Source organism: Pseudomonas sp. W17 (genome assembly GCF_040268305.1).
GTDB lineage: Bacteria > Pseudomonadota > Gammaproteobacteria > Pseudomonadales > Pseudomonadaceae > Aquipseudomonas > Aquipseudomonas protegens.
The window spans coordinates 529,594-544,685 of record NZ_CP158490.1 but is presented as its reverse complement, the minus strand read 5'-3'; the positions used below and the strand labels follow the sequence as shown (position 1 = coordinate 544,685).

Below are 15,092 nucleotides of genomic sequence, written 5' to 3'. Positions count from 1 at the left end.
CTGGCAAGCCAGCGCTTACGCTGAAGGGGCCCGCTGCCATGCATAAGCCTTGCGCGGTGATCCCGGTCTACAACCATGAAACCGCCGTGCCGGCGGTGGTCGAGGCGCTCCTGGCCCGCGGCCTGCCCTGTGTCCTGGTGGACGACGCCAGCAGCCCCCAATGCGCGGCGGTGCTGGAGCAACTGGCCGGCCTCGACCAGGTGTTCCTGATCCGCCTGGCGATCAACCAGGGCAAGGGCGGCGCGGTCATGGCCGGCCTGCGCGAAGCCGCGCAGCTGGGCTTCAGCCATGCCCTGCAAGTCGATGCCGATGGCCAGCACGACCTCACGGATGTGGATAACTTCATCCAGCACTCCCAGGCCCACCCCGAGGCGCTGGTCTGCGGTTATCCACAGTACGACGCCAGCGTGCCCAAGGGACGCCTGTATGCCCGCTACCTGACCCACGTGTGGGTCTGGATCAACAGCCTGTCACTGCAGATTCCCGATTCCATGTGCGGCTTCCGGGTCTACCCCTTGCCAGCGACCCTGGCCCTGCTGGACTCGGTGCAACTGGGCCGGCGCATGGACTTCGATCCGGAGATCCTGGTGCGCCTGGCCTGGCGCAACCAGCCCATGCGCTGGCTGCCGACCCGGGTCCACTATCCCCAGGACGGCCTCTCGCACTTTCGCCTGTTCCATGACAACGCGCTGATCTCGAAGATGCACGCCAAGCTGTTCTTCGGCATGTTGGCGCGCCTGCCGCTGATCCTCTGGCGCCGGTGGCGTCCATGAGCCAGGAGCAACCCAAGGAGCCCGGCAACGAACACTGGGCCGACCATCAGGAGCGCGGCAGTTTCTGGCTGATGAAGCTCACCGCCCTGGGCGTGCGGGTGCTGGGGCGCCGGCTGCTGAGCCCGGTGCTATACGCCATCGTGTTCTACTTCTTCCTGTTCGGCCGCCGGGCCCGGCGCAGCATCTGGCAGTACCAGCAGCACCTGGCCCAATGGAGCGGGCGCGACGAGTTGCGCCCCAGCCACTGGCGGGTGTTCGGCCAGTTCATGGCCTTTGCCGATGCCCTGCTGGACAAGCTCGACGTGTGGAACGGCAAACTGCGCATCGAACAGATCGAGATCCTCGACCCGGCGCAACTGCGCCACCAACTGCGCGGCGAACGCGGGCAGATGCTGGTGGGCGCGCACCTGGGCAACCTGGAAGTCTGCCGGGCCCTGGCCGAGCTGGGGGAGCAGGTGACCATGAACGTGCTGGTGCACACCAAGCACGCCGAACGCTTCAACCGCCTGCTGGGCGAAGCCGGGGCCAGTAACCTGCGGCTGATCCAGGTCAGCGAGCTGGACCCAGCGATCATGCTGCAACTGAGCCAGCGCCTGGATCGCGGCGAATGGCTGGCGATTGCCGGGGACCGCGTGCCGCTGCACGGCGGGCGCAACGTGCGGGTGGATTTCCTCGGCCACCCGGCCGCCTTCCCCCAGGGCCCCTGGCTGCTGGCCGGGCTGCTCAAGTGCCCGGTCAACCTGCTGCTGTGCCTGAAACAGCAAGGCCGCTACCAGGTGATCCTCGAGCCCTTCGCCGACGCCGTGCAGTGGAAACGCAATGACCGCCAGCAGGTGATCGCCCAGTGGACCGCCCGCTACGCCGAGCGCCTGGGCCAGTACTGCCTGCAAGCCCCGCAACAATGGTTCAACTTTTACCCATTCTGGAAGACCGATGACGACCTCGACCCATGAGCCGGTAACCTTCGGCGAACACCCCCTGCGCATCGAAGACGTGCTGGCCCTGGCCAACCGCCAGGTGCCGACGCGCCTGCAAGGCGACGCCGCCTGGCGCCAGCGGATCGCCAAGGGCGCGCAGTTCCTCGATTCCCTGCTGGACAAGGAAGGGGTGATCTACGGCGTGACCACCGGCTACGGCGATTCTTGCGTGGTGGCGGTGCCGCTGCAGCATGTCGAGGCGCTGCCGCGCCATCTGTACACCTTCCACGGTTGCGGCCTGGGCAAGCTGCTGGACGCCCAAGCTACCCGCGCGGTACTGGCGGCGCGCTTGCAGTCGCTGTGCCACGGGGTTTCCGGGGTCCGCGTGGAACTGCTGGAGCGCCTGCAGGCCTTCCTCGACCAGGACATCCTGCCGCTGATCCCGGAAGAGGGCTCGGTGGGCGCCAGCGGCGACCTGACGCCGCTGTCCTATGTGGCGGCAACCCTGTCCGGGGAACGCGAGGTGATGTTCCGCGGCGAACGGCGTGAGTCCGCCGACGTGCACCGCGAGCTGGGCTGGGAACCCCTGGTACTGCGGCCCAAGGAAGCCCTGGCGCTGATGAACGGCACCGCGGTAATGACCGGGCTGGCCTGCCTGGCCTTTGCCCGGGCCGACTACCTGCTGCGCCTGGCAACCCGCATCACCGCCCTCAACGTGGTGGCCCTGCAGGGCAATCCGGAACACTTCGACGAACGCCTGTTCGCCGCCAAGCCGCACCCGGGGCAGATGCAAGTGGCCGCCTGGCTGCGCCAGGACCTGGCGATCGACGCGCCGACCGCGCCCCTGCATCGCCTGCAGGACCGCTACTCGCTGCGCTGCGCCCCCCATGTGCTGGGGGTGCTGGCCGACAGCCTGAACTGGCTGCGCGGTTTCATCGAGACCGAGCTCAACAGCGCCAACGACAACCCCATCATCGACGCCGAGGCCGAGCGCGTGCTGCACGGCGGGCACTTCTATGGCGGGCACATCGCCTTCGCCATGGACAGCCTGAAGAACCTGGTGGCCAACGTCGCCGACCTGCTGGACCGGCAGTTGGCCCTGCTGGTGGACGTGCGCTACAACCACGGCCTGCCGAGCAACCTTTCCGGCGCCAGCGCCGAGCGCGCCATGCTCAACCACGGCTTCAAGGCGGTGCAGATCGGCGCCAGCGCCTGGAGCGCCGAGGCCCTGAAAAACACCATGCCGGCCAGCGTGTTCTCGCGCTCCACCGAGTGCCACAACCAGGACAAGGTGAGCATGGGCACCATCGCCGCACGGGACGCGATCCGCGTGCTGGAGCTCACCGAACAAGTGGCCGCCGCCACCTTGCTGGCGGCCAACCAGGGGGTCTGGCTGCGCAGCCAGGAAGCCAATGCCCGGCCTTTGCCACCAGCCCTGGATGCCATGCACCGGCAACTGGCCGAGGACTTCGCACCGGTGATCGAAGACCGCGCCCTGGAGCACGAACTGCGCCTGTGCCTGCAACGCATCGCCGAACAACACTGGAGGCTGCATGCGTAGCAAGGGAGTGATCCACGCCGACACCCAGATCCAGGTGCCCTTCTTCGACGTCGACACCATGCACGTCGTCTGGCACGGGCATTACGTCAAATACCTGGAGGTCGCCCGCTGCGCCCTGCTGGACAAGCTCGGCCACAACTACAACCAGATGCTCGAATCCGGCTACGCCTGGCCAGTGATCGACCTGCAACTGCGCTACGTGCGCGGTGCGGTGTTCGGCCAGACTCTGAACGTGCGCGCCAGCCTGGTGGAGTGGGAAAGCCGGCTGAAGATCAATTACCTGATCACCGACCAGGCCACGGGCGAGCGCATGACCCGCGCCAGCTCGGTGCAGGTGGCCGTGGAGATCGCCAGCCGGGAAATGCAACTGGCCTCGCCCAAGGTCTTCACCGATGCCGTCGCGAGGGCCTTGCCATGAAGGTAGGAGCGAGCTTGCTCGCGAAGAGGGTCGGTCTGCCTGCCAGCTGCATGAGGCTGCGTACCGTGGTGCGGCGGTTCGCGAGCAAGCTCGCGCCCACGCTCTTGGTGCTCTGGTGTGTGCCGGGGATGGCCCAGGCCTTCGACCTGCAACAGTTGAGCGATCAACTGTCGCGGCCGGAGGTAATCCACGGTCGTTTCATCCAGGAAAAACACCTGCGGGCCCTGCCCCAGCCATTGACCAGCAAGGGTCACTTCGTGCTGGCGAAAAACCATGGCCTGCTGTGGCTGCTGCAGACCCCGTTGCAACAGGACTACCGCATCACTGCCCAGGGCATCGCCCGGCGCGATGGCGGCGGCTGGCAGATGCTTCCCGGCAAGAGTGCCGGGGCCGAGCAGAACCGCCTGTTTCTCGCTGTGCTGCAAGGCGACAGCAGCGGCCTGCAGCGGGACTTCGAACTCAAGCTGCAAGGCAGCGCGCAGAACTGGCAGTTGCAACTGATCCCCCGCTCCCTGCTGCTCAAACAAATCTTCAACCAGATCAACATCGACGGCGGCGAGCTGGTGCAACGCATCGAACTGCTGGAAGCCCAGGGCGACCGCACTTTGCTGATCATGCAGGACAGCAGCAGCGCCCAGCCGCTCAGTGAAACGGAGCAACATGACTTTGCCGAGTGAACGCTGGCTGCCGCGGTTTTTCCTGATTCTGCTGACCCTGGTCCTGGCCCTCGGTGCCTGGCAATGGCGCCATGGCGCACCGCTGTCGGCCAACCTCATGGAACTGGTACCCGGCACCGCCCCGGATGCCCTGGAGCAACAGGCCGAGCAACGCATGCAGGAACCGCTGAACCGGGAAATCCTGGTGCTGGTGGGGCATGCCGAACGTCAGCAGGCAGTGGCCATGGCCCGGCAACTGGCCGAGCAATGGCAGGCCAGCGGGTTGTTCGAGAAGGTCCAGTGGAACCTCCAGGCCGACCTGCCGGCGCTGCGCCAGCAACTGTTGCAGGGCCGCCTGGCGATGCTCGGGGCCAAGGATCGCGAGCAACTGGCCCAGCAGCCCCAGGCGTTTATCCAGCAACGGGTGCAGAGCCTGTTCGACCCGTTCGGCGGCTTTACCCTGGTGCCCAGCCAGGATGACTGGCTGGGCCTGACCGGACGCATCCAGAACAGCCAGCCGCGACATGGCGCGGTGCAGCTGGACATCGGCAGCGGCGCCCTGGTGGCCGAGGCCGACGGCCAGCACTGGGTATTGCTGCGGGCCCGCACCGGCGGCAACGCCTTCGACATGCAACTGCCTCTGCAAGTGGCTGACCTGCTGCGCCACAGCCGTGAGCAGGCCAGCCAGCAACAGGTACAACTGTTGGCCGCCAGCGGTTTGCTGTACGCCGCCAACGGCCAGCAACAGGCCACCCGGGAAATCACCTGGGTCGGCGGCGGCGCCACCCTGGGCATCCTTTTGCTGTTGCTGCTGGCCTTCCGCCGCTGGCGCGCCCTGCTGGCCTTCGTCCCGGTGCTGGTGGGCATGCTGTTTGGCGCCGTGGCCTGCGTGGCGCTGTTTGGCCGCATGCACGTCATGACCCTGGTGCTGGGGTCGAGCCTGATCGGCGTGGCCGTCGACTACCCCCTGCACTACCTGTCCAAGAGCTGGAGCCTGAAACCCTGGCGCAGCTGGCCGGCCCTGCGCCTGACCCTGCCGGGGCTGAGCCTGAGCCTGGCCACCAGTTGCATCGGCTACCTGGCCCTGGCCTGGACCCCGTTCCCGGCCCTGACCCAGATTGCCGTCTTCTCCGCCGCCGGCCTGGTGGGCGCCTACCTGGCGGCGGTGTGCCTGCTGCCAGCACTGCTCAAGGGGGTGCAACTGCGCCCGGCGCAATGGCCGCTGCAAGTGGCCCAAGCCCTGCTGCAGGCCCGCGCGGCCTTGCTCAAGCGAGTGCCCAGCCCGGTGCTGCTGGTATTGCTGGCGCTGTTCTGCGCCGCCGGCCTGTGGCAGCTCGAGAGCAAGAACGACATCCGCCAATGGGTCGGTGCACCGCCGCAGTTGCTGCAGGAAGCCCAGGCCATTGCGCAGATCACCGGCTATCAGCCCACCAGCCAGTTCTTCCTGGTGCGCGCCACCGATCAGCAGCAACTGCTGGAGCGCCTGGAGGCCCTGGACCTGCGCCTGCAACAGCTGGTGAACCTGGGCAAGCTCAAGGGCTACCTGTCTCTGAACCAGTTGCTCAGCCAACCGACCGAACAACAGCAGGTGCGCGAAGCCCTCAAGCAGCTGCCGCGTTTCTGGCAGCCGCTGCTGGACCTGGGGGTGCCCCTGGCCGCCCTGCAAGCGGAGCTGGAACAGCTGCAGCAATTGCCGGTGGAAGACCTCGACGCCGCGCTTTCCGGGCCGCTGGCCGAGCCCTATCGCCCGCTGTGGCTGGGAGCCAACGCCAACGGCGTGGCCGCCATGGTCAGCCTGCAGGGGCTGAACGACGCCGCCCTGCTGCGAATCCAGGCCGATGATCTGCCAGGGGTGCAACTGGTGGACCGCCTGGGTGAGCTGAACCGGGTATTCGCCGCCACCCAGGTCAGCGCCGCCGAACTCAAGCTGGCCTCCTGCGTGCTGATCGTCCTGCTGCTGATCCTGCCCTTCGGTTTCGGGGGTGCCCTGCGCCTGGTGGCCCTGCCCCTGCTGGCAGCCCTGTGCAGCCTGGCCAGCCTCGGCTGGCTGGGCCAGCCCCTGACCCTGTTCAGCCTGTTCGGCCTACTGCTGGTGACGGCCATCAGCGTCGACTACGCGATCCTCATGCGCGAGCAGATCGGCGGCGCCGCGGTGAGCCTGCTGGGCACGCTGCTGGCGGCCCTGACCACCTGGCTGTCGTTCGGCCTGCTGGCCATTTCCAGCACCCCGGCGGTGAGCAACTTCGGTCTGGCGGTCAGCCTGGGGCTGGCCTTCAGCTTCATCCTCGCGCCCTGGGCCAGCCACCGGCCGCACCCGGCACCCGACGCAGAGCGTGCAGCATGCTGACCCTGCTGTTCTGGCTACTGGCCCTGGCGCTGTTTGCCCTGGCCACCCACATCGGCCGGCGCCTGGGCCTGATCCCGATTGTCAGCCAGCTGCTGCTGGCGACCTTCGGCCTGCCGCTGCTGATGCTGCTGTGGATCGAACCGCACTGGCAGCTAAGTGGTGCGCAGCTGGTTTCGCCGCAGTGGCTCAAGCATCTGTACAGCCTGAGCTTTGCCTTGCTGCTGGGGCATATCCTCAGTGACGTGATCGACCTGCGCCTGGACCGCCAGAGCCTGAAGATCGCCGTGCCGAGCTTTGGCATTCCCTTCGCCTGCGGCCTGGCCACCGCCTTCTGGCTACTGCCGGCGCAACCCTGGATCAGCTCCCTGGCGGTCGGCCTGCTGTTCGCCATCACCGCGATCCCGGTGCTCTACCTGTACCTGCGGCACATCCAGTACCCGCCCGCCGCCACCCGGCGCCTGGTGCAGACCGCGATCCTCATCGACCTGACCTGCTGGAGCCTGTTCGCCCTAGCCCAGGGCAGCCTGCACCTGAGCAGCCTGCTGCTACCCCTGGCCGGTGCCTGCCTGCCCCTGGTGCTGCGCGGCCTGGGCCTGCGCCAGCCGCTGCTCTACAGCCTGGGCTTTTTCGGCCTGCTGGTGGTGGCCGAGCACTACCGGCTCAATGCGCTGATCTTCGGCATCGGCTACCTGCTGTGCATGGCCGCCCTCAAGCTGGCGCTGGTGCTGCCGTTACAGGCTGCCTGGATGAACCGCTTGCAGACCTACATCGCCATCCCGCTGATCCTGACCTTCGGCATCGTGCAGATCGATGTGCACAGCGCCATGGGCAGCCTCGGCTGGGTGCAACTGACGGCCCTGCTGCTGTTGCCGATTGCCAGCAAGCTGCTGGGCAACTGGCTGGGCCTGGGCTGGGCCGGCGCTTCCTTTACCGGCGCCAGCCGCTGGCGGGAAAGCCTGCTGCTGAACATTCGCGGCTTGAGCGAGATCGTCTTTCTCAACCTGCTGCTGCAACAACAGTTGATCAGCCCGGCGCTGTACTTCGCGCTGATGCTCATGGGCCTGATCGCCACCCTGCTGCCGGCCCTGGCCGGAATGCACCGAACTCCCCAGGCGGCGCCCCACGCTGCCCCCTTGAACCTGAACATCGCCAAACCGGCAAGGAGCCCCAGTGCCAACAGTTGAAATGGAACGTCGCCAAGTCGTGGTGATCGGTGCCGGCCCCTCGGGGGCCATCGCGGCCGCGCTACTCAAGCGCCAGGGCCACGACGTGCTGATCGTCGAGCGGCAACATTTCCCGCGTTTCTCCATCGGTGAAAGCCTGCTGTCCCACTGCCTGGATTTCGTCGAGGAAGCCGGGATGCTGGAGGCGGTGCAAGCCGCCGGCTTCCAGCTCAAGAACGGCGCGGCCTTCGCCTGGGGCGAGCACTACAGTACCTTCGATTTCGGCGACACCTTCAGCAATGGCAAGCCCACCACCTTCCAGGTGCAGCGCGCCGACTTCGACAAGCTGCTGGCCGACCAGGCCGCCCTGCAAGGGGTGGAGATCCGCTACGGCGAAGAGATTGTCGCGGTGGAGGTGGAGCGGCCCTTGCCACAGCTCGACTGCCGCCGTGAAGACGGCAGCCAGTACCGCATCGAAGCCGACTTCATCCTCGACGCCAGCGGTTACGGCCGGGTCCTGCCGCGCCTGCTGGAACTGGAAGCGCCGTCGAACTTTCCGGTACGCCGAGCGGTGTTCACTCATGTCGAAGACCGCATCGACTGCGAGCACTTCGACCGCAACAAGATCCTCATCACCACCCACCCCGAGCACCGCGACATCTGGTTCTGGAGCATCCCCTTCAGCAACGGCCGCTGCTCGGTAGGGGTGGTGGCCGCCCAAGAGCATTTCGCCGGGCGCGATGGCGACCTGGACGCCTGCCTGCGGGGCTTCATCAGCGAAACCCCGAGCCTGGCCAAGGTGCTGCAATACGCCGAGTGGGACACCCCGGCACGGACCATCGGCGGCTACTCGGCCAACGTCAGCACCCTGCATGGCCCGGGCTTCGCCCTGCTGGGCAACGCCGCGGAATTCCTCGACCCGGTGTTCTCTTCCGGGGTGACCATCGCCATGCGTTCCGCGAGCATGGCCGCCGCCGTGTTGCACCGGCAGTTGCAGGGCCAGGGCGTCGACTGGGCGACGGAGTTCGCCGAACCGCTGAAACGCGGCGTGGACACCTTCCGCTGCTACGTCGAGGGCTGGTACGCCGGTACTTTCCAGGACGTGATCTACCATCCGGGCAGTTCCCCGGAAATCCGCCGCATGATCAGCTCGATCCTCGCCGGTTATGCCTGGGATGAACGCAACCCTTTCGTCAGCGAGCCCAAGCGCCGGCTCAAGGCCCTCTCGGAAGTCTGTGCGAGGGACCGCGCATGAGTGAGCAAACCAGCCAGTACCTGAGTGATAGCTACGTCGAGGAAACCCGCTTCGGCTTCTGGTTCCTGCGCAGCCACACCTGGCAGCACCATGTGCTGCGGGTGGCGATCAATGACCTGCGCTCGCTGTTCGATGGCGAGCTGCCCCGGCATCCGGTGTTGCTGGACGCCGGTTGCGGCCAGGGCAAGTCGTTCCAGTACCTGCGCCAGGTGTTCGCCCCGCAGCGCCTGATCGGCCTGGACGCCGACCCCCACAGCCTCAAGCTCAGCGCCGAGGAAGCCCGGCGCCAGCAGATGCAGGTGGAGTTGATCGGCAGCGACTGCGCGACCCTGGAACTGGCCGACGCCAGCGTCGACCTGCTGTTCTGCCACCAGACCTTCCACCACCTGGTGGAACAGGAAAAAGCCCTGGCCGAGTTCTACCGGGTGCTCAAGCCCGGGGGTTACCTGCTGTTTGCCGAATCCACCGAGGCCTATATCGACACCTGGGTGATCCGCTGGCTGTTCCGCCATCCGATGCATGTGCAGAAAAGCGCCGCCCAGTACCTGCAGATGATTCGTCAGCAGGGCTTTGAATTCGGCCCGCAGAACGTGTCTTATCCCTACCTGTGGTGGAGTCGCGCCAAGGACTTCGGCCTGCTGGAGCGCTTCGGCCTGCGCCAGCCGCCGCCGGTGGGCCAGCGCGAGGAAACCCTGGTCAATGTGGTGGCCCGCAAGCCGCTCGCTCCCCCTGTTGCCGAGGAAGGTCCGTCCGAATGATCCGTGCCCTGCTGCTCGGTTGTGTCCTGTTGCTGAGCGCTTGCGTCAGTCAGGCTCCGCTGCCCGAGCGCACGCCCTCGCTGGTGCTGCCGTTGCAGCTCCACGTACAGCGCCAGCTTCAGGACCAGCGCCAGGACTGGCTGCTGGTGATCCAGGCCGAAGGCCCGGACCTGCGCTGGTCGCTGATGGACCCGCTGGGCATTCCCCAGGCCCGTCAGCGCCTGGTGGGCGGACACTGGCAGGCCGACGGCCTGCTGCCACCCAACCCGGAGGCCCGGGAGCTGTTCGCGGCCCTGCTGTTCGCCCTCACACCCGAGGCGGAACTGGCCGCCAACTACCCGGGCGCCCACCAGCAAGGCGCCCAACGTACCCTCGGCCCACGCTGGCGGATTGACTATCAACAACTTCTGGATTTCGAGTTGAACCTGCCCCAAGGCCCGCACTACCACATCACGGCTCTGAGCACCGAGGCCACGCCATGACGGCTTACCTCAACGCCCTCGGGGTGATCTGCGCCCTGGGCCGCAATCGCCAGGAAGTCGCCCGCAGCCTGTTTGCCGGCGACTGCTCGGGCATGCGCGACGAAAGCCACTGGGTGCCCGAGCGCACCTTGCCGGTGGCGGCAGTGCGCAGCCCGCTGGCGGGCATGCCGGCGGGCCTCGAAGCCCAGAACAGCCGCAACAACCAGCTGCTGCTGGAGGCCACCCGGCAGATCGAAGGCGACATCCAGCAGGCCATCCAGCGCTACGGCCATGGCCGCATCGGCATCGTCCTGGGCACCAGCACGTCGGGCATCGACGAGGCCAGCCGGGGCATCGCCCGTTACCTGCAGGACCGGCAATTCCCGGCGGGCTACGACTACCGTCAGCAGGAGCTCAGCGCCCCGGCGAACTTCCTTGCCCAATGGCTGCAACTCTGCGGCCCGGCCTATGTGATTTCCACCGCCTGTACCTCCAGCGCCCGGGCCCTGATCAGTGCTCGGCGCCTGCTCGACCTGGGCCTGTGCGACGCCGTGCTGTGCGGCGGGGTCGACAGCCTGTGCAAGCTGACCCTCAATGGTTTCACAGCCCTGGAGGCGGTCTCCGGGCAACGCTGCAACCCGTTTTCCCGCAACCGCGACGGGATCAACATCGGTGAAGCGGCGGTGCTGTTCCTCATGAGCCGGGAGCCTGCCGGCGACGCTCCTGTTGCCCTACTGGGCGGTGGCGCCAGCTCCGACGCCTACCATATTTCCGCCCCGGCCCCCGATGGCCGCGGCGCCCTGCAGGCCATGAGCCTGGCCTTGCGCGGCGCCGGCCTGCAGCCGCAGCAGATCGACTACCTGAACCTGCACGGCACCGCCACCCAGCACAACGACGCCATGGAAAGCCTGGCCGTGGCCCAGCTGTTCCCCGAAGGCGTGCCCTGCTCTTCGACCAAACCCATGAGCGGCCATACCCTGGGGGCCGCCGGGGCCCTGGAGGCGGCGTTCTGCTGGCTGGCCCTGAGTACCGACAACCCAGGCCTGGCGCTGCCGCCCCATGTCTGGGATGCCCAGGCCGACCCGGCCTTGCCGCCACTGCGCTGGGTCACCCCGGACGATCGCCTGGCCCCCCACGCACCGCGCCGCCTGATGAGCAACTCCTTCGCCTTCGGCGGCAACAACGTCAGCCTGATTATCGGAGACGCCCCATGATTGACTGGCCGCTCGCCGAGTTGCTGCCCCACGCCGGGGACATGATCCTCATCGATCAGGTCCTGGCCTTTGATGAAGAACAGATCCGTACCCGCCTCGAAGTTCGCCCCGGTGGCCTGTTCAACCGCCCCGACGGCAGCCTGCCGGCCTGGGTCGGCGTCGAGCTGATGGCCCAGAGCGTGGCCGCCTACGCCGGTTGCCGCGCCCGCCAGCAAGGCTTGCCGGTGGAGCTGGGCTTTCTTCTGGGCACCCGCAAATTCGAATGCAATGTCGAGCACTTCCCCCTCGGCAGCACCCTGGAAATCCATGCCCTGCGCTCTCTGGAAGACGACAACGGCATGGGCGTGTTCGAGTGCCACCTCAGTGGCCCCGGCATCACCGCCAGCGCGCGCCTGAACGTGTTCCGTCCGCCCCAGGCCGCCGACTACCTGCATGAAACACCTGCCTCTTCTACAGGAACACCGTCATGACTGACTCCGTACTGGTCACCGGCTCCAGCCGTGGCATCGGCCGTGCCATCGCCCTGCGTCTGGCCCGGGCCGGGTATGACCTGGTGCTGCACTGCCGCAGCGGCCGCACCGAAGCAGAAGCCGTCAGGGGCGAAGTCCAGGCCCTGGGCCGCAGCGCCCGCGTCCTGCAATTCGATGTATCGGACCGGGAGGCCTGCCGGGCTGCCCTGGAGGCCGATGTCGAAGCCCATGGCGCCTATTATGGCGTGGTGCTCAACGCCGGCCTGACCCGCGACGGCGCCTTCCCGGCCCTCAGCGAAGAGGACTGGGACCAGGTGCTGCGCACCAACCTCGACGGTTTCTACAATGTCCTGCACCCGGTGATGATGCCCATGATCCGCCGCCGTGCAGCCGGGCGCATCGTCTGCATCACCTCGGTCTCGGGGCTGATCGGCAACCGTGGCCAGGTCAACTACAGCGCCTCCAAGGCCGGCGTGATCGGCGCCGCCAAGGCCCTGGCCATCGAGCTGGGCAAGCGCAAGATCACCGTCAACTGCGTGGCCCCGGGGCTGATCGACACCGCCATGCTGGATGAAAACGTGCCGGTGGAAGAACTGCTGAAAATGATTCCCGCGCAGCGCATGGGCACCCCGGAAGAGGTGGCCGGCGCGGTGAATTTCCTGATGTCCGCCGAAGCGTCCTACATCACTCGCCAGGTGCTGTCGGTGAACGGGGGCCTGTGCTGATGAAACGTGTGGTCGTCACCGGCATGGCCGGCATCACCTCCCTGGGCAGCGACTGGGCCAGCATCGCCGAGCGCTTTGCCGCCAACCGCAGCGGCATCCGGCGCATGGACGAGTGGGACAGGTTCAGCGAACTCAACACCCGCCTGGCCGGCCCCATCGATGACTTCCAGGTGCCCGGGCACTGGACCCGCAAGCAACTGCGCAGCATGGGCCGGGTTTCGCGCCTGGCCGTGGGCGCCGCCGAGCAGGCCCTGGCCGACGCCGGGCTGCTGGGCGACCCGTCGATCAAGGACGGGCGCATGGGCGTGGCCTGTGGTTCTTCCACCGGCAGCACCGACGAGATCAAGGCCTTCGGCAACATGCTGCTCAACTCGGTGGCCGAAGGGCTCAACGCCAACTCCTACGTGCGCATGATGCCCCACACCACCGCCGCCAATATCAGCATCTTCTTCGGCCTGACCGGGCGCCTGATCCCTACCTCCAGCGCCTGCACCAGCGGTAGCCAGGGCATCGGCTACGCCTATGAGGCGATCAGGTTCGGCCGCCTGCCGCTGATGCTCGCCGGCGGCGCCGAGGAACTGTGCCCCACCGAAGCCATGGTGTTCGACGCGCTGTATGCCACCAGCCTGAAGAACGATGCGCCGCACACCAGCCCGCGCCCCTACGACAGCGGCCGTGACGGCCTGGTGATCGGCGAAGGTGGCGGCATGCTGGTGCTTGAGGAGCTGGAGCACGCCCTGGCCCGTGGCGCGCACATCCACGCGGAAATCGTCGGCTTCGGCAGCAACGCCGACGGCCAGCACACCACCCGCCCCGAACAGAGCACCATGCGCCGGGCCATGGAGCTGGCGCTGGAGGATGGGGCCCTGGCCCCGGAGGCCATCGGCTACGTCAACGGCCATGGCACCGCCACCGAGCAGGGCGACATCGCCGAGACCCTGGCCACCAGCAGCCTGTTCGGCAGCCGCATGCCCATCAGTTCGCAGAAGAGTTTCCTCGGCCACACCCTGGGCGCCTGCGGCGCGCTGGAATCCTGGTTCAGCATCGAGATGCTCAACCGCGACCTCTATGTGCACACCTGCAACCTGGATCAGGTCGACCCCCGCTGCGGCGAGCTGGACTACCTGCAGGGAGGCTTTCGCGCCATGAGCCACGAATACGTGATGAACAACAACTTTGCCTTTGGCGGCGTCAACACCTCGTTGATCTTCCGCCGCTGGTCCTGATGCCCCACCTCACTGGAGAAATGGAATGTCTTCCCTGTTTCGCGCCACCCTCATCGTCCTTGCCCTGCTGAGCGTCACCGCCTGTACCAGCAAGCGCATGTACACCCCCAACCGGGTGCTCCCGGCCACCATCCAGGCCGACCAGGAGCAGGTCAAGCAGGCGATCCTGAAGAACCTCGTAGCCCGCAAGTGGACCGTGCAGCGCATCAGCCCGGAGCTGATCCAGGCCGAGATCACCGTGCGTCAACAGTTCCACGCGGAGATCGATATCCAGTACTCCGCCAGCTACTACAAGATCGTCTACCGCGACAGCCGCGACATGGACTACAAGGACGGCAAGATCCACAAGAACTACATCCGCTGGGTGCGCCTGCTGGACAAGGGAATCCTGCGCGAACTGCGGGACAACCAGAACGAGCGGGCCGCGCAACAGCTTTCGGATGCCGCGGCCAAGAGCTTCCCGGCCGCACAATGAGCCCTTCCCTGTGACCCTGGTCACAGGGCTGCTTCACCCCCTTAGATGTCATGGAGAATGCGATGCGTTTGAAGACACTGGCGGCCACCGCCACCCTGCTGCTGTGCACCCTGCCCGGCGTCAGCCAGGCCCGCGATACCACCTTGTACCTGCCCTTCGACAAGGTCGTGGCCGAGGCCATCAGCACCGGCAAGATCGACGGCAGCGTGAAGTTCTACCTGGCGGGCAACAAGCCGGCCGGCAAGGTCAGCGTGCTGAGCCCCGGCGCCGTGACCAACAAGAAGACCAATGCCTTCGGCAAGGCCGACCAGGTGGCCTGCGAGTGGGCCTTGCAGTCGGCACTGATCACCCTGCATGAAGCGGCGAAGAAAGTCGGCGCCAACGCCGTGACCGACATTGCCAGCTTCTACAAGAGCCACGAGCGCAAGGACGCCACCACCTATGAGTGCCATGCCGGCGCCATCATGGCTGGCGTAGCGCTGCGCGCAGACCTGTCCAAGGTCCAGTGAGCTGCGGCTGACAACGAAAAGGGCGCCTGGGGCGCCCTTTTCGTTTCCGGGATTTTTCCGGAAGCGCGCCAATCGCCGTCTACACTCGCAACAGCAGGCCGGGTCACCGCCGCCTGCGGGAGCCAAGTGGCGCGATCGGGCATCGGCCGGCGTGACAGTGGCGC

Annotated in this window: 16 protein-coding genes; all 16 read left to right on the top strand. The window is 66.9% G+C overall.

Annotated elements, in window-relative coordinates:
* Nucleotides 1-38: 38 nt before the first annotated feature.
* The 16 genes from ABCR88_RS02450 to ABCR88_RS02375 all read left to right on the top strand — a co-directional run bounded on the left by ABCR88_RS02450 (nucleotide 39) and on the right by ABCR88_RS02375 (nucleotide 14,928).
* Nucleotides 39-773 (top strand): glycosyltransferase family 2 protein, encoded by a 735-nt coding sequence (locus tag ABCR88_RS02450; protein ID WP_350404072.1) that lies wholly within the window; start codon nucleotides 39-41, stop codon nucleotides 771-773.
* Entirely contained in the window at nucleotides 770-1,726 is a 957-nt protein-coding gene (locus ABCR88_RS02445) for a glycosyl transferase (protein ID WP_232643992.1), read from the top strand. The genes ABCR88_RS02450 and ABCR88_RS02445 overlap by 4 nt, the downstream gene beginning before the upstream one ends.
* Nucleotides 1,707-3,251: an aromatic amino acid ammonia-lyase gene (locus ABCR88_RS02440; RefSeq protein ID WP_350023526.1), complete on the top strand. Its 1,545-nt coding sequence runs from the start codon at nucleotides 1,707-1,709 to the stop codon at nucleotides 3,249-3,251. The genes ABCR88_RS02445 and ABCR88_RS02440 overlap by 20 nt, the downstream gene beginning before the upstream one ends.
* Nucleotides 3,244-3,669 carry an acyl-CoA thioesterase gene (locus ABCR88_RS02435; protein ID WP_232643990.1) on the top strand — a complete coding sequence of 142 codons (426 nt, stop codon included), beginning with the start codon at nucleotides 3,244-3,246 and terminating at the stop codon, nucleotides 3,667-3,669. Before ABCR88_RS02440 ends, ABCR88_RS02435 begins: the two co-directional genes overlap by 8 nt.
* 50 nt (nucleotides 3,670-3,719) lie before the next feature.
* Nucleotides 3,720-4,346 (top strand): outer membrane lipoprotein carrier protein LolA, encoded by a 627-nt coding sequence (locus tag ABCR88_RS02430; protein ID WP_325985463.1) that lies wholly within the window; start codon nucleotides 3,720-3,722, stop codon nucleotides 4,344-4,346.
* Nucleotides 4,330-6,672: a hypothetical protein gene (locus ABCR88_RS02425; protein ID WP_350404071.1), complete on the top strand. Its 2,343-nt coding sequence runs from the start codon at nucleotides 4,330-4,332 to the stop codon at nucleotides 6,670-6,672. The genes ABCR88_RS02430 and ABCR88_RS02425 overlap by 17 nt, the downstream gene beginning before the upstream one ends.
* Nucleotides 6,666-7,856: a hypothetical protein gene (locus tag ABCR88_RS02420; RefSeq protein ID WP_041115363.1), complete on the top strand. Its 1,191-nt coding sequence runs from the start codon at nucleotides 6,666-6,668 to the stop codon at nucleotides 7,854-7,856. Before ABCR88_RS02425 ends, ABCR88_RS02420 begins: the two co-directional genes overlap by 7 nt.
* Entirely contained in the window at nucleotides 7,843-9,090 is a 1,248-nt protein-coding gene (locus ABCR88_RS02415; RefSeq protein ID WP_015633880.1) for an NAD(P)/FAD-dependent oxidoreductase, read from the top strand. Before ABCR88_RS02420 ends, ABCR88_RS02415 begins: the two co-directional genes overlap by 14 nt.
* A complete protein-coding gene (locus ABCR88_RS02410; RefSeq protein WP_019095190.1) occupies nucleotides 9,087-9,848 on the top strand; it encodes a class I SAM-dependent methyltransferase in 762 nt (253 codons plus the stop codon). Before ABCR88_RS02415 ends, ABCR88_RS02410 begins: the two co-directional genes overlap by 4 nt.
* Entirely contained in the window at nucleotides 9,845-10,330 is a 486-nt protein-coding gene (locus tag ABCR88_RS02405) for a hypothetical protein (protein ID WP_041115360.1), read from the top strand. Before ABCR88_RS02410 ends, ABCR88_RS02405 begins: the two co-directional genes overlap by 4 nt.
* On the top strand, nucleotides 10,327-11,523 hold the full coding sequence (locus ABCR88_RS02400) for a beta-ketoacyl-[acyl-carrier-protein] synthase family protein (RefSeq protein WP_041115358.1): 1,197 nt from the start codon (nucleotides 10,327-10,329) through the stop codon (nucleotides 11,521-11,523). Before ABCR88_RS02405 ends, ABCR88_RS02400 begins: the two co-directional genes overlap by 4 nt.
* Complete coding sequence (locus ABCR88_RS02395) at nucleotides 11,520-11,993, top strand: hotdog family protein (RefSeq protein WP_011058837.1); 474 nt, start codon at nucleotides 11,520-11,522, stop codon at nucleotides 11,991-11,993. Before ABCR88_RS02400 ends, ABCR88_RS02395 begins: the two co-directional genes overlap by 4 nt.
* Entirely contained in the window at nucleotides 11,990-12,718 is a 729-nt protein-coding gene (gene fabG / locus ABCR88_RS02390; RefSeq protein ID WP_011058836.1) for a 3-oxoacyl-ACP reductase FabG, read from the top strand. The genes ABCR88_RS02395 and fabG overlap by 4 nt, the downstream gene beginning before the upstream one ends.
* Nucleotides 12,718-13,944 carry a beta-ketoacyl-ACP synthase gene (locus ABCR88_RS02385; protein ID WP_350404069.1) on the top strand — a complete coding sequence of 409 codons (1,227 nt, stop codon included), beginning with the start codon at nucleotides 12,718-12,720 and terminating at the stop codon, nucleotides 13,942-13,944. Before fabG ends, ABCR88_RS02385 begins: the two co-directional genes overlap by 1 nt.
* A 25-nt stretch (nucleotides 13,945-13,969) precedes the next feature.
* A complete protein-coding gene (locus ABCR88_RS02380; RefSeq protein ID WP_011058834.1) occupies nucleotides 13,970-14,419 on the top strand; it encodes a hypothetical protein in 450 nt (149 codons plus the stop codon).
* Nucleotides 14,420-14,481: 62 nt separating this feature from the next.
* Nucleotides 14,482-14,928 carry a hypothetical protein gene (locus tag ABCR88_RS02375; RefSeq protein WP_041115354.1) on the top strand — a complete coding sequence of 149 codons (447 nt, stop codon included), beginning with the start codon at nucleotides 14,482-14,484 and terminating at the stop codon, nucleotides 14,926-14,928.
* The last annotated feature ends 164 nt before the right edge of the window (nucleotides 14,929-15,092 follow it).